The 23,068-nt window shown below is 47.2% G+C and carries 22 protein-coding genes; 21 read left to right on the top strand and 1 reads right to left on the bottom strand.

Going from position 1 to position 23,068, the window contains the following annotated elements; translation table 11 throughout:
- Positions 1-729 precede the first annotated feature (729 nt).
- The 8 genes from rpmH to AC0VYQ_RS15465 all read left to right on the top strand — a co-directional run bounded on the left by rpmH (position 730) and on the right by AC0VYQ_RS15465 (position 8,209).
- Entirely contained in the window at positions 730-864 is a 135-nt protein-coding gene (gene rpmH / locus AC0VYQ_RS15500; RefSeq protein ID WP_012371910.1) for a 50S ribosomal protein L34, read from the top strand.
- Between the two features lie 168 nt (positions 865-1,032).
- Positions 1,033-1,383: a ribonuclease P protein component gene (rnpA, locus tag AC0VYQ_RS15495; protein WP_029332171.1), complete on the top strand. Its 351-nt coding sequence runs from the start codon at positions 1,033-1,035 to the stop codon at positions 1,381-1,383.
- Positions 1,384-1,480: 97 nt separating this feature from the next.
- Positions 1,481-2,335, top strand: coding sequence for a membrane protein insertase YidC (gene yidC, locus AC0VYQ_RS15490; RefSeq protein ID WP_214893161.1), 855 nt, complete (start codon positions 1,481-1,483; stop codon positions 2,333-2,335).
- Positions 2,336-2,484: 149 nt separating this feature from the next.
- Positions 2,485-3,867 carry a tRNA uridine-5-carboxymethylaminomethyl(34) synthesis GTPase MnmE gene (gene mnmE / locus AC0VYQ_RS15485; protein WP_088838305.1) on the top strand — a complete coding sequence of 461 codons (1,383 nt, stop codon included), beginning with the start codon at positions 2,485-2,487 and terminating at the stop codon, positions 3,865-3,867.
- 44 nt (positions 3,868-3,911) lie between these two features.
- On the top strand, positions 3,912-5,798 hold the full coding sequence (gene mnmG, locus AC0VYQ_RS15480) for a tRNA uridine-5-carboxymethylaminomethyl(34) synthesis enzyme MnmG (RefSeq protein WP_088838304.1): 1,887 nt from the start codon (positions 3,912-3,914) through the stop codon (positions 5,796-5,798).
- A 4-nt stretch (positions 5,799-5,802) separates the two neighbouring features.
- Entirely contained in the window at positions 5,803-6,519 is a 717-nt protein-coding gene (gene rsmG, locus AC0VYQ_RS15475) for a 16S rRNA (guanine(527)-N(7))-methyltransferase RsmG (RefSeq protein ID WP_088838303.1), read from the top strand.
- A gap of 48 nt (positions 6,520-6,567) precedes the next feature.
- Positions 6,568-7,404, top strand: a complete 837-nt coding sequence (gene noc, locus AC0VYQ_RS15470) for a nucleoid occlusion protein (protein WP_088838302.1) — start codon at positions 6,568-6,570, stop codon at positions 7,402-7,404.
- A 40-nt stretch (positions 7,405-7,444) separates the two neighbouring features.
- Entirely contained in the window at positions 7,445-8,209 is a 765-nt protein-coding gene (locus AC0VYQ_RS15465; RefSeq protein WP_214808525.1) for a ParB/RepB/Spo0J family partition protein, read from the top strand.
- Positions 8,210-8,276: 67 nt separating this feature from the next.
- Here AC0VYQ_RS15465 and yyaC read toward each other — a convergent pair whose 3' ends face one another.
- A complete protein-coding gene (gene yyaC, locus AC0VYQ_RS15460; protein WP_029332164.1) occupies positions 8,277-8,894 on the bottom strand; it encodes a spore protease YyaC in 618 nt (205 codons plus the stop codon).
- A 186-nt stretch (positions 8,895-9,080) separates the two neighbouring features.
- Between yyaC and AC0VYQ_RS15455 the strand changes: the two genes are divergently transcribed.
- The 13 genes from AC0VYQ_RS15455 to AC0VYQ_RS15395 all read left to right on the top strand — a co-directional run bounded on the left by AC0VYQ_RS15455 (position 9,081) and on the right by AC0VYQ_RS15395 (position 23,066).
- The gene (locus AC0VYQ_RS15455; protein ID WP_088838299.1) at positions 9,081-10,013 is read left to right on the top strand and encodes a mechanosensitive ion channel family protein; all 933 of its coding nucleotides are present in this window, start codon (positions 9,081-9,083) and stop codon (positions 10,011-10,013) included.
- A complete protein-coding gene (locus tag AC0VYQ_RS15450; RefSeq protein WP_012371900.1) occupies positions 9,985-10,173 on the top strand; it encodes a DUF951 domain-containing protein in 189 nt (62 codons plus the stop codon). The genes AC0VYQ_RS15455 and AC0VYQ_RS15450 overlap by 29 nt, the downstream gene beginning before the upstream one ends.
- Before the next feature lie 279 nt (positions 10,174-10,452).
- Positions 10,453-11,553 carry a redox-regulated ATPase YchF gene (ychF, locus tag AC0VYQ_RS15445; protein ID WP_029332162.1) on the top strand — a complete coding sequence of 367 codons (1,101 nt, stop codon included), beginning with the start codon at positions 10,453-10,455 and terminating at the stop codon, positions 11,551-11,553.
- 123 nt (positions 11,554-11,676) lie between these two features.
- On the top strand, positions 11,677-11,964 hold the full coding sequence (gene rpsF / locus AC0VYQ_RS15440; RefSeq protein ID WP_012371898.1) for a 30S ribosomal protein S6: 288 nt from the start codon (positions 11,677-11,679) through the stop codon (positions 11,962-11,964).
- A gap of 23 nt (positions 11,965-11,987) precedes the next feature.
- Positions 11,988-12,515 (top strand): single-stranded DNA-binding protein, encoded by a 528-nt coding sequence (locus AC0VYQ_RS15435; RefSeq protein WP_029332161.1) that lies wholly within the window; start codon positions 11,988-11,990, stop codon positions 12,513-12,515.
- A gap of 48 nt (positions 12,516-12,563) precedes the next feature.
- The gene (rpsR, locus tag AC0VYQ_RS15430) at positions 12,564-12,794 is read left to right on the top strand and encodes a 30S ribosomal protein S18 (protein WP_012371896.1); all 231 of its coding nucleotides are present in this window, start codon (positions 12,564-12,566) and stop codon (positions 12,792-12,794) included.
- A gap of 129 nt (positions 12,795-12,923) precedes the next feature.
- Complete coding sequence (locus tag AC0VYQ_RS15425) at positions 12,924-14,909, top strand: DHH family phosphoesterase (protein ID WP_475403962.1); 1,986 nt, start codon at positions 12,924-12,926, stop codon at positions 14,907-14,909.
- Positions 14,906-15,349, top strand: a complete 444-nt coding sequence (gene rplI, locus AC0VYQ_RS15420) for a 50S ribosomal protein L9 (protein ID WP_029332159.1) — start codon at positions 14,906-14,908, stop codon at positions 15,347-15,349. The genes AC0VYQ_RS15425 and rplI overlap by 4 nt, the downstream gene beginning before the upstream one ends.
- A 19-nt stretch (positions 15,350-15,368) precedes the next feature.
- Positions 15,369-16,721: a replicative DNA helicase gene (gene dnaB, locus AC0VYQ_RS15415; RefSeq protein WP_029332158.1), complete on the top strand. Its 1,353-nt coding sequence runs from the start codon at positions 15,369-15,371 to the stop codon at positions 16,719-16,721.
- Between the two features lie 933 nt (positions 16,722-17,654).
- Complete coding sequence (locus AC0VYQ_RS15410) at positions 17,655-18,947, top strand: adenylosuccinate synthase (protein ID WP_029332157.1); 1,293 nt, start codon at positions 17,655-17,657, stop codon at positions 18,945-18,947.
- 248 nt (positions 18,948-19,195) lie between these two features.
- Positions 19,196-19,903, top strand: a complete 708-nt coding sequence (gene yycF / locus AC0VYQ_RS15405) for a response regulator YycF (RefSeq protein ID WP_088838297.1) — start codon at positions 19,196-19,198, stop codon at positions 19,901-19,903.
- 2 nt (positions 19,904-19,905) lie between these two features.
- On the top strand, positions 19,906-21,753 hold the full coding sequence (gene walK, locus AC0VYQ_RS15400) for a cell wall metabolism sensor histidine kinase WalK (protein ID WP_029332155.1): 1,848 nt from the start codon (positions 19,906-19,908) through the stop codon (positions 21,751-21,753).
- Complete coding sequence (locus tag AC0VYQ_RS15395; RefSeq protein ID WP_088838296.1) at positions 21,750-23,066, top strand: YycH family regulatory protein; 1,317 nt, start codon at positions 21,750-21,752, stop codon at positions 23,064-23,066. The genes walK and AC0VYQ_RS15395 overlap by 4 nt, the downstream gene beginning before the upstream one ends.
- Positions 23,067-23,068: the final 2 nt, after the last annotated feature.

Genomic DNA, 23,068 nt, shown 5'->3' with positions numbered 1-23,068 from the left:
AAATACCCCCCTTTTTCTATCATGATATAAAAAACTATACACAGGTTTATGCACAGGACAAAGTTAATGAAGAAACTCGACTTATCCCCACAACATAAAAACTGTGGATAACGTTATCCACAGGCAAGTAAAACTGTGTATAAAGTTATCCACAGGGTGTGTATAACTTGAAAATTCAATTTGGTTCGTGTCGTTGTTATGCACAATTAGTGTATCAAATGAAATGAGCGCTGGCAATGCCTAGAGTGATTTATCCACAAGTAAATAAAGATATACACAGGTAGTTACCCACAGGCTGTGGATAGTGTGGATAAGGTGTGGATAACGTGTGTATAACTTTTTGAAAGAGGAAGCGTAAAAAAATAGTTATACACAAAATCAAAAATAGTTGGAGAATCGAGTCGAAAATCAAACCTTGACGTTGATTTTAAAAAATACTATTGTAGACAAAGTGAAGAGTTATCCACGGAAAGTGTGGATAGTGTGGATAAGTCTGTGGATAGTTTTAACTTGGGGAATTTCCTATTGTTCATGCAGATCGGATTCCTATCTTGTAATACGAACCCTCATCCAGATTTCTATCGTAACGAATCGATAGAATCGAACGAGATAATTCTTACGAACTTTCATTGACAAGGTCCCTTTTGATTTATATAATGTACAAGACTGCCTTAAAGTAGAAAACGATGTTTTTTAATAGAGTAATTTTTAAAGGAGGTGCAGACTAAAATGAAACCAACTTTCAACCCAAACAACCGTAAGCGCAAAAAAGTTCACGGATTCCGTGCGCGCATGGCAACGAAGAGTGGCCGCCGGATCTTGGCTGCTCGCCGTCTTAAAGGCCGCAAAGCCTTGACTGTATAATCGAGCGATGATGAGATCACTTCTGGCGATGCCTGAGGTGATCTTTTTTTTGCTTTTTTTTAAGGGTGTTCGTGCTTTTGTCACAACCCCCTCTCGCGAAGCAGGATTATTCTATGATATGATGAAAGACGACGAATTTTCGTGATGTCAGGATGGAGTGTGATCAAGGTGAAGAAGGAATACCGCGTCAAGAAAGACAAGGAGTTCCAAGCGGTGTTTACTCGAGGAGCCTCTGTCGCTAATCGGCAATTTGTCGTATACGCACTAAAAAAAGACCAGCAAGCTCATTTTCGGATTGGTTTATCAGTGAGTAAGAAAATCGGAAATGCTGTCGTACGTAATCAGGTAAAACGGTACCTTCGTGAAGCATTTTTGTTACATGAAGCTTCGATTGCACCAGATTATGATCTTGTAATCATCGCCCGCAATCCAGCTGCGAAGATGACTGCGCAAGAAGTCGCAGATAGTTTGCGGCATGTATTAAAGCGTTCCGGCGTCTGGAAGCGGCAAGTTAAATAAATACGTAATATATTCTGTTTGATTTGTAACGGTCTTTCCTGATTCTATCTATAGAAGGAGTCTGACCGACAAAGGGTAAACATCATTAGGAGGAATTATGAACAAGAGAACTAAGATTTGGTTGACACTTGGACTGATGTCAGTACTCGCAGTTGTTCTATCGGGTTGTACACCTGGAACATACGGAACAGGTGAACCGATTACTGCTGACACAGAAGGTTTCTGGAAACATTATTTTGTTTGGCCGATGGCTTGGTTGATTGGAAAAATTGCTGAATACTTTAACGGGGATTACGGGATTGCAATCGTGATTACGACATTGATTGTTCGTCTTGTCATCTTACCGTTGATGATTAAACAAACGAAGAGTATGGGTGGTATGCAAGTCATCCAGCCAGAAATGATGAAACTGCGTGAGAAATACAGTTCAAAAGATCAGGAAACACAACAGAAATTGCAACAGGAAATGATGAAGCTTTATCAGGAGCATAACGTCAATCCACTTGCAGGTTGTTTACCGATCTTAATTCAAATGCCAATCTTGATTGCCTTCTACAATGCAATCATTTACACGCCGGATATTTTCAAGCATACGTTCCTTTGGTTCGATCTTGGAAAGCCAGATCCGTATTTTATCTTACCGATTCTTTCAGCGGTCTTTACGTACCTGCAACAGAAACTCTCGATGGCGGGACAAGACGATAATCCGCAGATGAAAATCATGTTATACGTCTTCCCGGTCATGATCTTCGTCATGGGTGTGACGTTACCCTCTGCCTTGTCACTTTACTGGGTCGTTGGTTATATCTTCTCGATCATCGTGACGATCGTGATCATGAAGCCGATGCGTGAGAAGATCAAATTACAGACTGAAGCAACGATTGCTTCAAAACGTGAAAAAGAAGCGGCCGAAGCAGCTCCTGCTCCGAAAAAGCCGAAAAAGAAACGTTAATCACAAATGAGGGCGATACTCCGTTTTTACAGAGTGTCGCTCTTTTTCTTTGAGTCATTTTCGTGTATAGTTGTCACGTTATACCCATTTATAACTAACTCATCAATTGATCATAGAAACGATAGAAGAAAACGAGGTGTGAATGACGAATGATGGAATTTGATACGATAGCCGCGATTTCGACACCGATGGGCGAAGGGGCGATTGCAATCGTCCGCTTATCAGGTCCGCAAGCAGTAGCAACGGCAAACCGAGTGTACCGAGGTGCGAATCAGTTAACGGAAGTACCAACCCACACGATTCATTACGGGAAATTAGTCGACCACGAGACGGAGCAGGTCGTCGATGAAGTAATGGTCAGTGTCATGCGGGCGCCGAAGACGTTTACGCGCGAAGATGTCGTCGAATTGAATTGCCATGGTGGAGTCGTCGCGGTCAATCGTGTACTCGAACTCATTCTGGCACAACCTGATGTTCGTCTAGCAGAACCAGGTGAATTCACGAAACGCGCCTTTTTGAACGGGCGCATCGACTTATCACAAGCTGAAGCCGTGATGGACTTAATCCGTGCGAAAACGGACCGGGCGATGACGGTTGCAATCGGTCAAATCGAAGGGCGGCTCTCGAAGCTTGTCCAAGAATTGCGCGAACAGCTGTTACAGACGATCGCTTCGATTGAAGTCAACATCGACTATCCGGAATACGATGCGGAAGAAATGACGCAACAAATCGTCCAAAAAGATGCTGGGGAAGTCCGCCGCATCCTGACGGAACTGCTCCGGACGGCGCGCCAAGGAAAAATTCTACGTGAAGGCCTGTCGACAGCAATCATCGGGCGACCGAACGTCGGGAAATCATCTTTGCTCAACACATTGGTGCAAGAAGCAAAAGCAATCGTCACGGATATCGCAGGGACGACCCGTGATACGATTGAGGAATATGTGAATGTCCGCGGTGTACCGCTCAAGTTGATCGATACGGCAGGGATTCGGGAAACGGAAGATATCGTCGAACGAATGGGTGTCGAAAAATCACGCCAGGCACTCAATTCGGCGGATTTGATTTTACTCGTCTTAAACGGGAATGACGAATTGACGCAAGAAGATATTTTGTTGTTTGAAGCGATTCGCGATATGAACGCGATCATCATCGTCAACAAGAGTGACCTTGCGCAACAAATCGACTTAACACGTGTTGAAGAACTGGCTGCAGGACGCCCGGTCGTCACGACATCCTTGCTTGAAGAAGCAGGCGTCAACGACCTCGAAGCAGCAATCGCAGCCCTCTTCTTCGAACAAGGTGTTGAAAGCCAAGACATGACGTACGTCTCGAATGCACGTCATATTCAATTGATTAAACAAGCGAGTCAGATGATTGAAGATGCGCTCGGGGCGGCAGAAGCAGCGATGCCGATCGACATGGTCCAAATCGATTTACGCCGGGCATGGGATACGCTTGGCGAAATCAATGGGGATACGGCGCAAGATAGTCTACTCGATAAACTTTTCTCCCAGTTTTGTTTAGGGAAATAAATGCACTGTCAGGTTGTTGATTCATAAAAGGAGGAACCGAAATTATGGCTTATCAAGCAGGTGAATTCGACGTCATCGTCGTCGGAGCCGGACATGCTGGAATCGAAGCGTCACTCGCATCAGCGCGAATGGGTTCGAAAACGGTGATGTTAACGATGAATCCCGACATGGTCGGATTCATGTACTGTAACCCGTCGATTGGTGGTCCCGCAAAAGGGATTGTCGTCCGGGAAATTGATGCATTAGGTGGCGAGATGGCACGAGCGATCGACGCGACTTACATCCAAATGAAAATGCTCAATACATCAAAAGGTCCGGCCGTCCGTGCACTCCGGGCGCAGGCAGATAAATTTGAGTATCAAAATCGAATGAAAAAAGCCCTTGAGGATGAACCGAACCTCTTGTTACGTCAAGCACTCGTCGAACGTCTATTGATTGAAGATGGACGCTGTGTCGGTGTCGTGACGAATACGGGAGCAGAGTACCGGGCGAATGCTGTCGTCATTACGACAGGAACGTTCATGCGTGGGAAAATCATCATCGGCGAACTCTCATACGAGAGTGGTCCGAACAATCAGATGCCGTCCGTCAACCTATCGAAGCATCTCGAGGAACTCGGGTTCGAGCTCGCGCGCTTCAAAACAGGGACACCACCCCGAATCGATGGAAAAACAATTGATTATTCAAAAACCGAAATCCAACCAGGGGATGCGGTTGCTTTACCGTTCAGCCATGAAACGACTCAGATGATCACGGAGCAGATTCCATGTTGGTTAACGTATACGACAGAGTACACACACCAATTGATTGACGCGAACTTACACCGTTCACCGATGTTCTCAGGCATGATTAAAGGAACAGGCCCACGCTACTGTCCTTCAATCGAGGACAAAGTCGTCCGATTCAATGATAAACCGCGTCACCAAATCTTCCTCGAGCCGGAAGGTCGCGATACGGAAGAAGTCTATGTCCAAGGGTTATCAACAAGCTTACCGGAAGATGTCCAACATGATATCTTACGTTCGATTCCCGGTCTTGAAAAATCAGAAATGATGCGTCCCGGCTATGCAATCGAATACGATGCGGTCATTCCGACACAACTGTGGCCGACACTTGAAACGAAACGGGTCGAAGGGTTATTCACAGCAGGACAAATTAACGGTACGAGCGGCTACGAAGAAGCTGCCGGACAAGGCATCATGGCTGGAATCAATGCGTCGCTTAAAGTTCAAGGCAAAGAGCCATTGATTTTGTCGCGTTCGCAAGGGTATATCGGTGTCATGATTGATGATCTCGTCACAAAAGGGACGAACGAACCGTATCGCCTCTTGACGTCACGTGCTGAATACCGTCTCTTACTCCGTCATGACAATGCCGATCTTCGCTTATCTGAAATCGGGCATGAACTCGGTCTGATCAATGACACGCGTCATGCGAAACTCGAACTGAAAAAAGACGAAATCAGTCGCGAAATGAAACGTCTTGAAAAAGTCGTCATCAAAGCGACACCAGACGTCAACGAAAAACTGACGGCAATCGGTGTCTCACCGTTGAAAGAAGCGTTGCACGCAATTACGTTATTGAAACGTCCGGAAATCACGTACGCAATGATTGCAGACATGACAGAGCCACCTGTCGCATTGTCAGCGGAAGCGGCCGAGCAAGTCGAAATCCAAGTCAAGTACGCAGGTTATATCGACAAACAACTCGACCAAGTCGAACGTATGATGCGGATGGAACAAAAACGAATTCCGGATCGACTCGATTACGATGTCATCAATGGTCTCGCGATTGAAGCAAAACAGAAACTAAACCAAGTGCGTCCGCTCTCGATTGGACAAGCATCACGGATTTCTGGGGTTAACCCGTCAGATATCTCGATTTTGCTAATTTATATCGAGCAAGGCCAATACGCATTGACTGCGGAGTGATAACATGAACGAACAGCAATTCGTAACGGCTTTAGCCGAGCAAGGTCTCGACGTCTCAGAACAACAATTACACCAGTTCAAACGCTACTATGAACTGCTCGTCGAATGGAATGAAAAAATGAACCTGACGGCGATCACGGATAAAGAAGATGTTTACTTGAAACACTTTTATGATTCGATCACAGCGGCTTTCTACTTTGATTTCACAGAAGTCGAAACCGTTTGTGATGTCGGAGCCGGTGCCGGTTTCCCGAGCCTCCCGATTAAAATCATGTTCCCGCACTTAAAAGTCACGATCATCGATTCACTGAATAAACGAATCGGCTTCTTGAACATGCTCGCGACAGAACTTGAACTTGAAGGTGTCGCGTTCCATCATGGTCGGGCCGAAGAGTTCGGTAAAAACAAACAGTTCCGGGAACACTTTGATGTCGTGACGGCACGCGCCGTCGCCCGCATGTCAGTCCTTGCAGAATACTGTTTGCCACTCGCGAAAGTCGGCGGACAGTTTGTTGCCTTGAAGGCAGCGAAGTTAGGGCAAGAGTTAGAAGAAGGCGCAACGGCACTCAAAGTACTTGGTGGTAATTTACGGGAAAGTTTCCAGTTCCAATTGCCAGGTGAGGAAAGTGAGCGTAATATCGTTATTGTAGATAAAAAACGATTAACACCCGGGAAATATCCGCGTAAGGCGGGAACACCGGCTAAAGATCCACTGAGTTAAACACCGTTTCACGTGAAACGATGACTGATAAAGGTGAGGTGCGCGAACGTGAAAAATGCAATTGCTAAACTGCTTGGTAAAGGGGGACAGCCTGTCCCGCTTGAGCTTGATCCCCGAGACACGCTTCAGGAGCTAAAGCTGACAGAGCTTGTTGCCAATCAATTCCAACCCCGAACGATTTTTGATGGGGAGCGGATTGAAGAATTGGCGATGACGATTGAAGAACATGGGTTACTACAGCCAATCGTAGTACGAAAACAGGGGCTAGGTTATGAAATCATCGCAGGTGAGCGTCGTTTTCGAGCGGTTCAATCACTTGGGTGGGAAACGATTCCCGCAATTATCAAGGAAATGACCGATGAAACGACAGCTGCACTCGCATTGATTGAGAATCTACAACGGGAAGAACTGACTCCAATCGAAGAAGCAGAAGCATATGAACGATTGCTTGCGATGCAACACATTACGCAAGAAGTCTTAGCACGTAAACTAGGACGCAGTCAGTCGACGATTGCGAACAAGTTACGTCTGTTGCGTTTGCCAGCTGAAATTCGCGAGGCATTGAAGCAACGGACAATCACGGAACGTCACGCGCGCGCCTTGTTGCCTTTAAAGGATGCAGATCTTCAAATCTCAGTCTTAGCGGAAATCATGGAACGCGAATGGAATGTCAAAGAAACGGAACAGCGTGTCGAGCGTCTACTGACACCGAAAAAGCCGAAGAAGCGACATAAAAGTTTTGCACGGGATACACGGATCGCGTTGAATACACTACGTGATTCAGTCGACATGATTGAGCGGACAGGATTGACCGTCGAAAAAGAAGAAGTAGATTGTGAAGAATATGTCGAGGTGCGAATTCGCATCGTGAAGGCACGTCCGTAAACTGCGGTCGTGCCTTCCGCTACGTTTAGGAGAGATTCATGTGAATGAGATACCCCTGCGGGCGATTCGACCGAATCCAGGTCAGCCGCGCAAACAGTTTAATGAAAAAGCATTACAAGAATTAGCACATTCTTTACGGCAGCACGGGATGATTCAACCGATCGTCGTTCGACCACGTGATGGATTTTACGAAATCGTCGCCGGGGAACGCCGGTATCAGGCAGCAAAACAAGTCGGATTCGTTCATGTACCCGTCTTAATCATCGAGGCCAATGATACGCGGATGATGGAGCTTGCCTTGATTGAAAACATTCAGCGCGCTGATTTAAGTGCGATTGAAGAAGCGATGGCGTATGCCGAGATGTTGGAAGAGTTTGAGGTGACGCAAGCAGAACTTGCGAGCCGTGTCGGAAAAAGCCGTTCGCACATCACGAACAGTCTACGCTTGTTGCAGTTACCGCCACTCGTCCAACAAGCAGTCATGGAAGAACGTTTATCGATGGGGCATGCACGTGCCTTGCTCGCTTTAAAAAACCCGCAAAAAATCGAGCGGATGGCGGAACGCGTCATCACGGAGAATTGGAATGTCCGTCGTCTTGAGCAAGAGCTCCGCGAACGTAAGCAAAAGCGGCATGTTTCTGAACAGACGACTGAACTTCATTTTATTGAAGACGCGTTACGGGAGCGGATCGGGGCCAGTGTTCGAATCAAGACGACGAAGCAGGCAGGGAAACTAGAAATCGATTTTATGGACGAAGAGGATTTAAATCGGATACTTGAGATTTTGTTGCCGGAAGAAGAATGACAAAAAAATAAGGACAAGCGAGTCGTAAGGATTCGCTTGTCCTTATTTTAATTGTAGTGTGTGCTGTTTAGATCGAACGGGGCGTAAAGGAAATCGTCGTTCGTTTTGTTTCCGCTGCCAGTTTCGCATCGAGTAAGGCGAAGCTGTCGGCAACAAGTTCAGCTAATTCATAGACGAGATGGAGTCGGGTATTTTGCAAAATCATCATTTCCATGAATCCACTGACGTTGACGACGGCTTTGATGTTGAAGTCACCAACAGCAGGCAATTCTTTTTGGACACCGGCTCCGGGTGCGAGAGGACCTTCCGAGAAAAAGACATGACCGACGCTCGATAAGCGTCCGAGACAAGCATCGATGGCGATGACGAGTGGTTTGTAATGGGTCGTTTGAATCGAGTGAAGTGTTTCAGCTAAATTTAAGGCATGAACCGGTTTGGCTAATGTGCCATACACATGCATATGAGCGGGACGGGATTTTTCGAGGAATGTACCGACGAGTGGACCGAGGGAATCCCCCGTCGAACGATCGGAACCGATACAAACGAGAACGACGGGACGTGTTTCTTTCGTCGCAGCGACTTGCTCGTGTAATTGTTCAGCTAATCGTTCTTTCGCAAACGGCTCTGTATGCTCTAAAAAGAAAGAATAGGGCTTTGGCTCATGTGAATGAAAGCGGAAGTTCATCTCTAGATCATCCTTTCTTCTCTAGGTGTCTACGTCATGGTGTATTGGCGAGAGTGAAGGTGTTCTGTAATGATTTTCCTTTCCCGGTTTTTCAAGAAAACTAACGTCGAAATCGGTTCTTTAAGTTGAAACTGATTTAAAATCACGTATACTGTCGTAATAGAGAGAAATGAAAGGATGAAGAGAATGGCTACCAATCAAGATGTGAAAGAATCAGTCGCCCAGGTCGATAAGTTAATTGCGCAAGTGACGGACACAGAAATGTGGATTCGGTTTGGACTCAAGGTGACAATTGCGTTAATCATCATTGCCGGATTTTATATCCTGACACGGATCATGACGGGAGCAGTCGCCCGTTTGTTTACGATTCGAAAAATCAACGAGCATGATTATTTAGCGCAACGACAAAACGAGACGTTACTTAAATTGTTACAAAATGCGATTCGCTACGTCCTCGGAATTGTCATGTTACTGACCGTGCTCAGTCAATTCGGAATCAACATCACAGGGCTCGTCGCCAGTGCAGGGATTGCCGGTCTCGCCATTTCGTTTGGTGCGAAAAACCTGGTTCAAGATATCATCACAGGTGCCTTCATCATCTTCGAACGGCAGTTCAAAGTCGGTGATTATGTCCGCGTCGGCGTGATTGAAGGGATTGTCATCGAGCTTGGTATTCGGACGACGAAGCTGAAAGGTCTGACGGGCGAGATTCATATCGTTCCGAACGGGCAAATCCTGCAAGTGACGAACTTCTCGGTCGATAACAGTTTTGCCTTAGTCGATGTCCAAGTTCCGTATGAAGAGGATCTCGATCGGGTCGAGACGATTCTAAACGACATCTCGGAAGCGACGACGAAGAAATATGCCGATATGTTCGTTGAACCGATTCAAATACTCGGTGTCCAAATGCTTGATTCTTCTGGCGTTGCGTACCGCATGATGGCAGAAGTACCACCGATGCAACATTTTCAAGCGGGCCGTTTGATGCGTAAAGAATTCAAACAAGGTCTCGAAGCGGAAGGAATCCAGATTCCGTACCCGCATATGGTCATGATGAACACTACAGATCAAGGGAATGGTGAACAAATCAATGATGCCAAAAACGTACAATCTCCATGATTATGTCGAAATGAAGAAACAACATCCATGCGGAACGAACCGGTGGCAAATCATTCGTGTCGGCATGGACATCCGCATCAAATGTCAAGGTTGTGGGGCAAGCATCTTAATGCCACGGCGCGATTTTGATAAGCGGTTAAAAAAAGTCTTACCAGAATGAGTTTTATCAAATACGACCGAAGCGCTTAACAGGTGCTTCGGTCTTTTTTAATTACAAAGCAGAACGCTAATGGTGGAAAAAAGGTTAAGGAGAAGTCTAAGTTTTGATTAAGCGGCTAGGTGAATTAGCAAACTCTTTAAAAAAGAATTCCCATCTCCTTGCTTAAAAAAATTGAACTATCTATAATTGTGAAAGATGTGCTGACGTGGTGTAATCAATCTACCCACTGCGGCCGCTAGCACGGATTTCCTAGGAAATACCGAAAAGGAGGAATTCCAAGTGGGATTAACAGCAGGAATCGTTGGCTTACCAAACGTAGGAAAATCAACACTTTTTAACGCAATTACTCAAGCAGGTGTCGAGGCGGCGAACTATCCGTTCGCAACAATCGATCCGAACGTAGGTGTCGTCGAAGTACCCGATGCACGTCTTCGTAAATTGACAGAACTCGTCAACCCGAAGAAGACCATCCCGACAGCATTCGAATTCACGGATATCGCCGGAATCGTTAAAGGCGCGTCAAAGGGTGAAGGATTAGGAAATAAATTCTTAGCAAACATTCGTGAAGTCGATGCGATTTGTCAGGTCGTCCGTTGTTTCGTCGACGAAAACATCACACACGTCTCAGGTAAAGTATCACCCATCGATGATATCGAAACAATCAACCTCGAGTTGATTTTGGCCGATCTCGAATTGGTTGAAAAACGGATCCAACGTGTCCAAAAACAAGTTAAGTCACGTGATAAAAACGCAGCAGGCGAACTCGAAGCACTTGAAATCGTCCTCGCATTGCTCGAAGACGAAAAACCAGCACGTCTTGCGGAATTAAACGAAGATCAAGCGGCAATCGTGAAACACTTCCAATTGTTGACGATGAAACCGATGCTTTATGTCGCAAACGTCGGTGAAGATGAAGTCGCGGATGCAGACAGTAACGAAAACGTTCGTCTCGTGCGTGAGTTCGCAGCAAAAGAAGGGGCGGAAGTCATCATCATCTGTGCCCGGATCGAAGAAGAAATCGCTGAACTCGAACCGGAAGAACGTCAAGAGTTCCTCGTTGACCTCGGAATCGAAGAGTCAGGTCTCGATCAATTGATCCATGCAGCCTATAACACGCTCGGTCTCGCGACATACTTCACAGCGGGCGAAAAAGAAGTTCGTGCCTGGACGTTCAAAAAAGGGATGAAAGCACCACAATGTGCCGGTGTCATCCACTCTGACTTCGAACGCGGATTCATCCGTGCTGAAGTTGTCGCATACGATGACTTAGCAGCAGCTGGAAACATGGCGACAGTCAAAGAACAAGGACGTTACCGTTCTGAAGGTAAAGAATATGTCTTCCAAGATGGCGATGTTGTCACATTCCGCTTCAACGTTTAAGCGGAGCGAACGAATCGTTATTGCATAAACCAAAATACTTTGATAGTATTAACAAATGTGAGTAATGAATTATTGCTCCTTGCTCGATGAATCGAGCCGCCAGTCCAAGAGGAGGTGACAGATATGCGTAAATACGAAGTACTTTACATCATCCGTCCGGAAGTTGATGAGGAAGCACGAAAAGCTCTAGTTGAGCGTTTCAACAAAGTCCTCACTGACAACGGTGGTACAGTTGAAAAAACAACTGAAATGGGTAAACGTCGTTTCGCTTACGAAATCAATGATATGCGTGAAGGATTCTATGTTCTTCTTAACGTGACTGCTGAACCAGCAGCTACTAAAGAACTTGACCGTCTCATGAAGATCAGTGACGATATCGTTCGCTTAATGATCACAAAAGACGAGAAATAAGCTGAAACAGGAGAGTGATTCTGATGATTAACCGCGTCGTTTTAGTCGGTCGGTTAACTCGTGACCCTGAAATGCGTTATACGCAGAGCGGGATTGCGGTAACGCGATTCACACTCGCATGTGACCGTCCATTTACGGGACAAGATGGGAAGCGAGAAGCTGATTTCATCGATTGCGTCGTATGGCGCAAGCAAGCAGAGAACGTTGCTCAGTATTTGAAAAAAGGTAGCCTCGCAGGTGTCGAGGGTCGCCTACAGATTAGCAGTTATGACGATAAAGAGGGTCAACGTCGATATCGTGCTGAAGTCGTCGCGGATAGTGTTCGATTCCTAGAATCACGCAATGCAAGCCGTTCTTCAGATAGTGACAGCTATTCTTCGAATTCAAATACAGGTGGAAACGGGAATGCTGCAGGATGGGGTTCACAGCAACAGCAGAACAACTCTTCCTCGCCAGCACCCGCTTCATCTTCATCGAACTCGGGCTTCGGCGCTGATCCGTTCAGCGGTGGAAGTTCGATCGATCTTTCAGACGACGATCTCCCATTCTAATCGGGAACGTTGGACTGAAAAATTTACTCTAAAAAGGAGGTTAATCACATGGCACGTCGTCCAGGTGGAAAACGTCGTCGTAAAGTATGTTACTTCACGTCGAACCACATCACTCATATCGATTATAAAGACGTAGAACTTCTCAAACGTTTCATTTCGGAACGCGGTAAGATTCTTCCACGTCGTGTGACTGGTACTTCAGCGAAATACCAACGTCCACTTACAATCGCAATCAAACGTTCACGTCAAATGGCTTTAATCCCATACGTAGCTGACTGATTACGGTGAAGCGCTTTTCCTTTTCGAAGGAAGGGCGCTTTTTTTCGCTTCGCTTTCAACCGGTCCTATTTTTCGGTTATAATAAACAAGTTAACGAATTTTTAATTAGAAGTATTTAAGGAGGACGCGATGGAGTCAGGTCAACAAGTATCATCAGAACGGGAACGGCGGGTTGTTCGCTTCGTTCCGTATCTATTAATCGTCGGTCTACTTCTCGTCGTCGCAATTAGTAATCCAATCATCGCAGCAATTGGTGCGTTCGTGACGACTGTTCTTTTTGTCCTTCATCTATTAGAAGAGCAGCGGGCACGAAAGTCCTGGGAAGCATATGTCGAAAGAATATCGATTCAAGTCGAGGATACAGGGCAAGATGCTTTGACGAATATGCCGATTGGAATCTTACTATATGATGAGGAAACGCACGTCACATGGTTCAATGATCCGATGCGTGAAATCTTCGACGACTTGGCAATGGGACATCTGTTACTCGATCTCGATCCTTTGTTCGTTGAAATGATGGCGACGGATGAAGATCAAGCGACACTTGAGATTGGTGAGTCCGTCTATCGTGTCTTCTCGAATCGTGAAAATCGGACGTTCTATCTATTTGATATGACAGAAGAGGCGCAAGTTGAACAACAACTTGTCGACAATCAAACCGTCATCGGCGTCATTTATCTCGATAACTATGATGAGATGACGCAAGGGATTGAAGATCAATTAAGAAGTGAATTAAATAGTCGGGTCACCCAGTTATTGAATCATTGGGCGGCGGATCACGGCACCTATATAAAACGTACCGCCTCAGACCGGTACTTTGTCGTGACGACAGAAGAGAATCTACGGATTCTTGAGCGGACGAAGTTTTCCATCTTAGACATTGTCCGAGACGAGACGAGTCAACGTGGGGTGCAATTAACGCTGTCAATCGGAATTGGCTGTGGCAGTGACGCGATACCTGTTCTCGGTCAGATGGCGCAGTCGAGTCTTGACTTAGCACTCGGACGCGGAGGTGACCAGGTCGTCATCAAACGTGACGGGAAAGTCCGCTTTTATGGTGGGAAAACGAATCCGACAGAAAAACGGACGCGTGTCCGGGCACGGGTCATCGCCAATTCGTTGCGTGACTTGATGCAGGAATCAAGTCGAATCCTCGTCATGGGTCATCGAAATCCTGACATGGATTCACTTGGAGCATCGATTGGTATTCTCAAGCTTGCCGAGATGAACGATAAGGAAGCGCATATCGTATTACCGGATGCAGAAATCGGTCAAGGGATTCGACGGATGATGTCGGAAATCAGTGAAGACGAGAAACTGGAGTCGCGTTTCATCAATTCGTTCCAAGCTGAGCAACTCGTCGACGATCAAGCGTTATTGATTATCGTCGACACGCATAAACCGTCGCTTGTCGTCGTTCCGGCATTACTGGATCAGTTCGAACGAATGGTCGTCATCGATCATCATCGTCGCGGAGAAGATTTCATCGAGGAGCCGGTGCTCGTCTATCTTGAACCATATGCATCTTCGACGTCAGAACTCGTCACAGAGTTGATTGAATACCAACCGACGAACGAAAAGCTGTCAATGCTTGAAGCGACGGCGTTACTTGCAGGAATCATCGTCGACACGAAAGGCTTTACGATCCGGACAGGCTCGCGGACGTTTGATGCGGCCTCCTACTTGCGTTCGCAAGGCGCAGACACGGTCCTCGTCCAAGAGTTCCTTAGTCAAAACCTCGAGACGTATGTCGAACAGTCGCATATTCTCGAGCGGACGGAAATCTATAAGGCAGGTATGGCGATCGCGACAGCGGAGCCGGGGGTCATCCATGATCAAGTCTTGATCGCCCAAACGGCGGATCAACTGTTATCCTTACAAGGAATCCGTGCCGCCTTCGTCATCGCTGAGCTCCAAGATGGCCGGACGGCAATCAGTGCCCGGTCGCTCGGTGAGGTCAATGTCCAGTTAATCATGGAGACGTTAGGTGGCGGTGGTCACTTAACGAATGCGGCGACACAGATGGCGGAATCGATCATCACGGTCGCGGATGAATTAAGACAAGCAATCGATCGTTATCTAGAAGATGAAACAAAAGGAGAGGAAACCGAATGAAAGTTATTTTATTGCAAGACGTTAAAGGACAAGGTAAAGCAGGAGACGTGAAAGAAGTCGCAGATGCATACGCGAACAATGTGTTATTCAAAAAGAAATTAGCGCGCCCCGCGACAACAGGGAACTTAAAACAACATGAAGCACATGAACGTAAAGCAGCAGAGCAAGCGAAACAAGCATTGCTCGACGCGGAAGCGTTAAAAGAGAAGATTGAAAAAGAAACGATTGTCGTTTCGACGAAAGCGGGCGAAGGCGGCCGTGTCTTCGGTTCAGTCACGAGTAAACAAATTGCAGAAGCATTGAAGAGCATGGGTTACAAAATCGACAAACGTAAAATCGAGCTCGAGCACCCGATCAAAGCCCTCGGATTCACGAAAGTGCCGTTAAAACTGCACAATGAAGTCACAGCGACGCTAAACGTTCAGGTCAAAGAAGCGTGATTAGAAAAGGGGATCGGTGATGAGTGATGTAATGCAAAATACGCCACCCCAAAGTATCGAGGCGGAACAAGCCGTCCTTGGGGCGATCATGATTGATGCTGATCGATTGATCAGTGCGTCCGAACGATTATTGCCACACGATTTTTATCGGGCGGCACACCAACGGATTTTTGAAGCGATGCTCGTGTTGTCGGACCGTGGCGAAGCAATCGATCTTGTCACAGTCACGGCGGAACTGAGTACGCTCGGTGTCTTAGAAGAAATCGGCGGGCTTGCCTATCTCGGTGAGCTTGCGGAAGGTGTCCCGACAGCGGCGAATATCAATTATTACGTCAATGTCGTCGACCAAAAATCAACGCTTCGCCGTTTAATCCGGACAGCGAATGAAATCGTCACAGACGGGTACGAACGACAAAATGAAGTCGACGTCCTGCTGAATGAGGCAGAACGGAAGATTCTTGAAGTATCGCAAGGCAAGGGGAGCGCAAGCTTTATCCCGATTTCTGACGTCTTGACGAGCGCGTATGCGACGATTGATAAATTGCATAAGCAAAGCGGTGAAACGACCGGGATTCCGACCGGCTTCCGCGACCTCGATCAAGTGACGGCCGGGTTCCAACGTAACGATTTAATCATCGTCGCCGCCCGTCCGTCTGTCGGGAAGACGGCATTCGCCTTGAACATCTCGCAAAACGTCGCCACCCGTGCCGACGAGAATGTTGCCATCTTTAGTCTTGAGATGGGTGCGGAACAACTCGTCATGCGGATGTTGTGTGCAGAAGGCAACGTCGATGCGCAACGTCTCCGGACGGGGCAACTCGAAGATGAAGATTGGGGTAAACTGTCGCTCGCGATGAGTAGTTTGTCGCAAGCAGGGATTTACATCGATGATACGCCAGGGATTCGTGTCAATGATATCCGGGCGAAGTGTCGTCGCTTAAAGCAAGAGCACGGACTCGGCATGATCATGATTGATTACTTGCAGTTGATTCAAGGGAACGGTCGCTCAAGCGACAACCGTCAACAGGAAGTCTCAGAGATTTCCCGTTCCTTAAAGTCGCTCGCACGTGAACTCGAAGTGCCCGTCATCGCCTTATCGCAGCTCTCGCGTGGTGTGGAGAGTCGTCAAGATAAACGACCGATGATGTCGGATATCCGGGAATCAGGGGCGATTGAGCAAGATGCGGATATCGTCGCCTTCTTATACCGGGACGATTACTACAACAAAGAAACGGAAGATGCGAATACGATCGAGATCATCATCGCGAAACAGCGGAATGGTCCGACCGGTACGGTTAAACTCGCTTTCCGGAAAGAATTTAATAAATTCGTCGATCTTGAGCCGAGTAATTCGTATGCTCCACCGGCGTAACAAGCAACACCTCGATCTAACCAGGTCGGGGTGTTTTTGTTTGTAGAAAATCATGACTAGAGTGTTAGTTTAGTTCACGTGTGGACAAGATAAATTCAATGTTGTGAACGGGGCTTTTTGCTTTCTGCTTTCTGACAACCGTGTCTTTCTTCTCGTGCTTTCCTCGGGCGAGGCGCAAGCCGTTGCCCCTTTGTTCTGACGAACACGGAGCAGGGTCTTGCCTGCCTCTGACAGTGCAAGAAATCTTGCACTTTTTCCCGTAGGAGTCATGAAAAGCGAAGCATGTGGGTAGCATGTTTTATGAACGAGGTGAGCTGACAACCGTGTCTTTCTTCTCGTGCTTTCCTCGGGCGAGGCGCAAGCCGTTGCTCCTTCGTTCTGACTAACACGGAGCAGGGTCTTGCCTGCCTCTGACAGTGCAAGAAACCTTGCACTTTTTCCCGTAGGAGTCACGAGAAGCAAAACGGTTGTCTTGTGTAGCGGGTCGTATGGATCATTGGGGATCGATTTGTTGAGTCGCGCGTTCCGAATTGAATCGCTTTCGAACGAACAGCAATCAGGCGCGACCCTGCAGCGAAGCGAAGCGGCGCAAGGGATTGCCGCTCAGAAGTCGATTCGCAGAGGAAAAGCGCGGCAGGCGTATGTAAAAGGTTTCGATATGAGCTTGTCTGTAGCCTAGCTCCCCGATTTTGATAAACAAGACGAGAGTAAAGCACATAAAGGAAGCATAACGATTTGGACAAACGAAGTCATCGGGAAGAATCATTATGTTTCGATATCTTGAAAGTAAAGGAAAAAAGGAACCAGAAAGGAGTGATTAAACGAACGAAACAGAAATACATTAATTAATTGTTCGGTATTTGATTGACTTCTGTTTTTTTCCGCGTTACACTTAGTCGTGGTTTTGAATCGTACGTGGAGGTGGATGAGAATATGTCATCAGTAGTAGTAGTCGGAACACAGTGGGGCGACGAAGGGAAAGGTAAAATTACCGATTTCCTTTCGAAAAAAGCCGATGTCGTCGCTCGTTATCAAGGTGGGGACAATGCAGGACATACAATCGTATTCAATAATGAGACGTATAAGTTACACTTGATTCCTTCAGGGATCTTTTACTCAGACAAGAAATGTGTCATCGGAAATGGCCTAGTCGTCAATCCGAAATCGCTCGTCAAGGAATTAAAGTATCTGCACGATCGTGGTGTTTCTACGGATAACTTATTAATTTCAAATCGTGCTCATGTTATCTTGCCATACCATCAATTGCAAGATCAGCTCGAAGAAGAAGCAAAAGGCGACGCGAAAGTCGGAACGACGCTGAAAGGAATCGGACCGTGCTACATGGATAAAGCAGCACGGATCGGGATTCGGATGGCAGACTTACTCGATAAAGAAACGTTCGCTGAAAAACTTCAAATCGTGCTTGAACAGAAGAACCGGATGTTTACGAAAATGTACGACGCAGAGCCGATTGCCTTTGATGATATCTTTGAAGAATACTACGCGTATGGTCAAGAATTCGCGAAGTATGTCTGCGATACATCAGTCGTCGTCAACGATAGCCTCGATAAAGGGGAAAAAGTGTTGTTCGAAGGAGCGCAAGGTGTCTTGCTCGATCTCGACCACGGAACGTATCCGTTCGTCACATCATCAAATGCTTCAGCAGGTGGCGTCGCGTCAGGTGTCGGTGTCGGTCCTGCTCGTATCGACCACGTCGTCGGTGTCTGTAAGGCCTATACGTCACGTGTTGGTGATGGTCCGTTCCCAACGGAATTGTTCGATGAAATCGGTCATCACATCCGTGAAGTCGGTCGCGAATATGGTACGACGACAGGTCGTCCGCGTCGCGTCGGTTGGTTCGACTCGGTTGTCGTTCGTCACTCACGTCGGACGAGTGGTTTGACAGACCTGTCCTTGAACTCGATCGATGTCTTGACGGGGATTGAAACGTTGAAGATTTGTACATCGTACGAATTCAACGGAAAACAAATCGATGAGTACCCAGCAAGCTTCCGTGATCTTGAAGCGTGTGTCCCGGTCTACGAAGAGTTACCGGGTTGGAAAGAAGATATTACAGGGATTCGTAAGTTTGAAGACCTTCCAATCAATGCTCAAAACTACGTAAAACGGATCGCAGATTTGACGAACATTTCACTCGTCACGTTCTCGGTCGGACCAGGTCGCGAGCAGACAGTCGTCCTTCGCGATCTTTACGAAGAAGCATAAGTCGAATACAAACAGGCGTGGCATCAATCGGTGCCGCACCTGTTTTTTTATATCTTTTGATAAGCGAAATAATTCACAAACAAAAGGATAAGAGCGTATACTAAAAGTAATGTTTCACGTGGAACGTTCCACATGAAATCGGTTGAATGGTAGAGGTGTGGCGTCGGTAGTTTCCGTCGCCACCTTTCTATATGCCGAAAAAACAGGTAAAATAGATTGAATAGAAATTTTTTAAGGGGGAACACCCATTGACGGAACGTAGAATACTCGTCGTCGACGACGAACAACCGATTGCGGATATATTAAAATTTAAACTTGAAAAAGAAGGTTACAGCGTCGCTGTTGCCAATGATGGCGTTGAAGCACTTGAGAAGGTCGAGGAATTCAAACCAGACTTGATCTTGCTCGACATCATGCTGCCTTTAATGGATGGTATGGAAGTCTGCCGCGAAGTCCGAAAAACACTTGAGACACCCATCATCATGTTGACGGCAAAAGACTCAGAAATCGATAAAGTACTCGGACTGGAACTCGGTGCGGATGATTACGTAACGAAACCGTTTAGTTCACGCGAGCTACTCGCACGTGTCAAAGCGAACATGCGAAAACGAGGACGTGATGAAAAACCAGTCAGTGATGACCCTGATGATATTACGATTGGTGAGTTGACGATTCATTTGAATTCGCATACGGTCACGAAGCGTGAAGAAAAAATCGAACTCACACAACGTGAATTCGAACTGTTGCATTATTTAGCGAAGAACATCGGACAAGTCATGACGCGCGAACATCTTCTTCAGACAGTCTGGGGCTATGATTACTTCGGCGACGTTCGGACAGTCGATGTGACGGTACGCCGTCTACGTGAGAAAGTCGAAGACAACCCGAGTACACCCATTTATATCATGACACGTCGTGGTGTCGGTTATTATCTCCAAGATGGGGAGAATGAATAACTATGTTAAAAGGAACGAACTTCTTTAAATCCATCCAGTGGAAACTTGTCGTCATTTACGCGTTACTGATTTTAGTCGCGATGCAAGTCATTGGAGTCTATTTCGTTCGTTCCCTTGAAAAGCAGTACATTACAAACTTCTCAAAATCTGTCGAGGACCGAGCCGGACTTGTAGCTTACAATGTCGGGAAGGAATTTGATAAGGCAGGCGATGATGAAGCCTCTAAACGGCAGTTGTCTGAGTCTCTTGGGCAGCTGCTGTCTGAGTTTAGTAGTGGCTCCACTTCAAGGAACGACATTCTCGAAGTCCAAATCATCGATCAGGATTCTGTCATTCAAGCGACGTCGGATGAGGACAACCAGTCGGCGGTTGGGCAACGGGCGACAAACTCGTTAATCAAAAAAGCACAGGCGACGAGTTCGACCCGAATCGATACCGTCCTTGATCCGAATGAAGATAAAATCCGAATCTTCGCCGTACCTGTCACGTCAGAAGGTGATGGTTCGACGATCGGGATGATTTATGTCCGGGCATCGATGGAGTCGATCTATTCACAGATGCAACAGGTCACCCGCATTCTAGCGACGGGAACAGTGATTGCACTTGTCATCACGTCGATTCTCGGGGTGCTGTTATCTCGAACGATCACGCGACCGATTTCCGACATGCGTCGGCAAGCGATCGAGATGCGCCGGGGGAACTTCTCCCGGAAAGTAAAAGTCTATTCCGATGACGAAATCGGACAGCTAGCCCGGTCGTTCAACGAATTGACCGACGAGTTGCTCGAAGCAAACGCGACGACGGAAGCGGAACGACGGAAGTTGACGAGCGTCCTCGAAAACATGACGGACGGTGTGATCGCAACGGACCGGACGCTCCGTGTCATCTTGATGAACGATCAGGCGAAAGACATCGTCGGCGTCGAAGAGGCAGGCATGGTCGGAACGAATCTGAAGGATTTGCTCGCACTCGGGGACGATTTCATGATTCCGGAAGACGGAACAATGCCACCACGCTTGCTTGATTTCAGTAGTGAGGATGAACTGTTCCTCGTCCGGGCGTTCTTCTCGCCCGTCAAGAAACACAGTGGACCGATTACCGGAATGATCATCGTCTTGCATGACGTCACGGAACAAGAGCAAGTCGAACAAGACCGCCGCGAGTTCGTCGCGAACGTCAGTCACGAACTCCGGACTCCATTGACGACGATGCGGAGTTATCTCGAAGCACTCGCAGAAGGGGCCTATCAAGACGAAGAACTGGCACCACGCTTCCTTGAGACGACACAAAATGAGACGGAGCGGATGATTCGTCTCGTCACAGACCTCCTGCAACTGTCGAAAATGGATAGTAAGGAATACAAGATGAATAAAGTGCGCTTCGACTATATCCAGTTCATTAATGAAATTCTCGATCGTCATGACATGACGAAACCGGAGCGGATTCGCTTCCGCCGGAAAATCATGAAACGGAAAGTTTATATTCGTGGTGACCAGGATAAATTGATTCAAGTTGCCGATAACATTTTGACGAATGCGATCAAGTATTCACCGGAAGGCGGAACGATTACCGTCCGGACGATGTTACGGGCGAAACGAATCGTCATCAGCATCAAGGATGAGGGAGTCGGGATTCCGAAAGCGAACCTGCAAAAAATCTTCGAACGTTTCTATCGTGTCGATAAGGCACGGGCACGGAAGATTGGTGGGACAGGTCTCGGTCTCTCGATCGCGAAAGATGTCGTTTCGGCACATGGCGGCGACATTTGGGCAGAAAGTGAATGGGGACGTGGTACGACGATTTACTTTACCCTTCCTTATGAAGTGATTGAAGAGGTGGATGCCGGATGATGAAGCAACGACTGAAAACGACCCTGCTGATTCTACTTGTATGTGGTTCTATTTTTCAGACGGCAATGCTTTGGACATATCATCCAAGTAGTGAATCGATCGAGCAGGAACAAGTATCGTTTAATGAGATTGATGCTTCAAAGACGGTTGAGAGTAATCAGCTCGTCAATCCCGAACTCGTCGTCTATTCGAATGGTGTGGAAGCCTATCAGACACAAATCATCGGGCGGACGATTTTGAACCGGATTGGTGCTTCGTTTGATATCGGTGTCCTCGTCTTGACAGATAAAGCGTCAAACATCCCGCTCAGCAAACGGAGCGTCGAGATGATTTTCCCGACACCGGTCACGGCAGCGATGCTTGAAGAACTACTCGGTGAAAAAGAGATTGCGATGGCTGAACCGATTAAACGGCTCTATCTGCTCGATTATGACGGACCGATTCTTCGGCTCGAGTCAGCGACTGGTCGTTTTAAAGACTTTCAATTGGTCGGCGACGAGACAGTCTTAAAACGCCTCTTTGCCTACGATAAGAAAAAACCGATGACGAAGGTCGAGCTCAAAGGCGGTGACTACACGTACGTCGCAACAGCGACCCCTCGTCTTGAAGAAGTGTTTGTCTATGACGAAGTCGGACAGGACCCGAAACCACTCGACCGGATCCGCAGTGCGTTCTTCACAGCGAATACGAATGTGCAGCAAATCAAGGGACGAGACGGACTCGACGTGTTGACGGATGGGGTCAGCGTCTCGACGTATGACCGGGATTACAATGCCTATCGTTTCAACACGCTGTCACCGAATACACAAAGTACGGCAGTCGATTACAGTACGCTCGTCAGCTACATCAATATTCATGGGGGATGGCTCGACCAAGTCACACAACGCAGTGGCTTCCGTTATTACTTCGATCAAATGAGTAGTCAAGAAGAGCAACAAACGGCAATCTTCCGTCTCTATTTGAATCGTTATCCGGTCTTCGGCGAAATTGGCCCGTTGCTCGAACAACCAGAATTTGATTTAGCGACGATTAAGATGACGTTCGAAGAAAATCAAATCCGGTCGATCAGCCGGAGCATGTTACGGGCAGACCGGAAACTTTTGTTAAAGGAAACGACGTTACCGACGATTGAACAGACGGTGAAAGAGCTGGAGCAAGCAGACCTTATGCAGGACATCACCGGAATTCGAGTCGGCTACAGCATGACGTACAAAATCGCGACGAGTCGCTACGCCCTGTTTGAACCGGCATGGTTCGTCAAACGGGATGGAGAATGGAGCACAGTCGATCAAGCAATTGGAAATGAGGGGTAATG

The organism is Exiguobacterium sp. QJM3NY_9 (genome assembly GCF_056173545.1).
This window is presented reverse-complemented; position numbering and strand designations above follow the sequence as displayed.

Excerpts from the sequence above, each read along its gene's own strand:
- rpmH (WP_012371910.1), top strand. The coding sequence starts at position 730 with ATGAAACCAACTTTCAACCCAAACAACCGTAAGCGCAAAAAAGTTCAC.
- yidC (WP_214893161.1), top strand. The coding sequence starts at position 1,481 with ATGAACAAGAGAACTAAGATTTGGTTGACACTTGGACTGATGTCAGTA.
- mnmE (WP_088838305.1), top strand. The coding sequence starts at position 2,485 with ATGATGGAATTTGATACGATAGCCGCGATTTCGACACCGATGGGCGAA.
- mnmG (WP_088838304.1), top strand. The coding sequence starts at position 3,912 with ATGGCTTATCAAGCAGGTGAATTCGACGTCATCGTCGTCGGAGCCGGA.
- rsmG (WP_088838303.1), top strand. The coding sequence starts at position 5,803 with ATGAACGAACAGCAATTCGTAACGGCTTTAGCCGAGCAAGGTCTCGAC.
- yyaC (WP_029332164.1), bottom strand. The coding sequence starts at position 8,894 with ATGAACTTCCGCTTTCATTCACATGAGCCAAAGCCCTATTCTTTCTTT.
- AC0VYQ_RS15455 (WP_088838299.1), top strand. The coding sequence starts at position 9,081 with ATGGCTACCAATCAAGATGTGAAAGAATCAGTCGCCCAGGTCGATAAG.
- AC0VYQ_RS15450 (WP_012371900.1), top strand. The coding sequence starts at position 9,985 with ATGATGCCAAAAACGTACAATCTCCATGATTATGTCGAAATGAAGAAA.
- rpsF (WP_012371898.1), top strand. The coding sequence starts at position 11,677 with ATGCGTAAATACGAAGTACTTTACATCATCCGTCCGGAAGTTGATGAG.
- AC0VYQ_RS15435 (WP_029332161.1), top strand. The coding sequence starts at position 11,988 with ATGATTAACCGCGTCGTTTTAGTCGGTCGGTTAACTCGTGACCCTGAA.
- rpsR (WP_012371896.1), top strand. The coding sequence starts at position 12,564 with ATGGCACGTCGTCCAGGTGGAAAACGTCGTCGTAAAGTATGTTACTTC.
- AC0VYQ_RS15425 (WP_475403962.1), top strand. The coding sequence starts at position 12,924 with ATGGAGTCAGGTCAACAAGTATCATCAGAACGGGAACGGCGGGTTGTT.
- rplI (WP_029332159.1), top strand. The coding sequence starts at position 14,906 with ATGAAAGTTATTTTATTGCAAGACGTTAAAGGACAAGGTAAAGCAGGA.
- dnaB (WP_029332158.1), top strand. The coding sequence starts at position 15,369 with ATGAGTGATGTAATGCAAAATACGCCACCCCAAAGTATCGAGGCGGAA.
- AC0VYQ_RS15410 (WP_029332157.1), top strand. The coding sequence starts at position 17,655 with ATGTCATCAGTAGTAGTAGTCGGAACACAGTGGGGCGACGAAGGGAAA.
- walK (WP_029332155.1), top strand. The coding sequence starts at position 19,906 with ATGTTAAAAGGAACGAACTTCTTTAAATCCATCCAGTGGAAACTTGTC.
- AC0VYQ_RS15395 (WP_088838296.1), top strand. The coding sequence starts at position 21,750 with ATGATGAAGCAACGACTGAAAACGACCCTGCTGATTCTACTTGTATGT.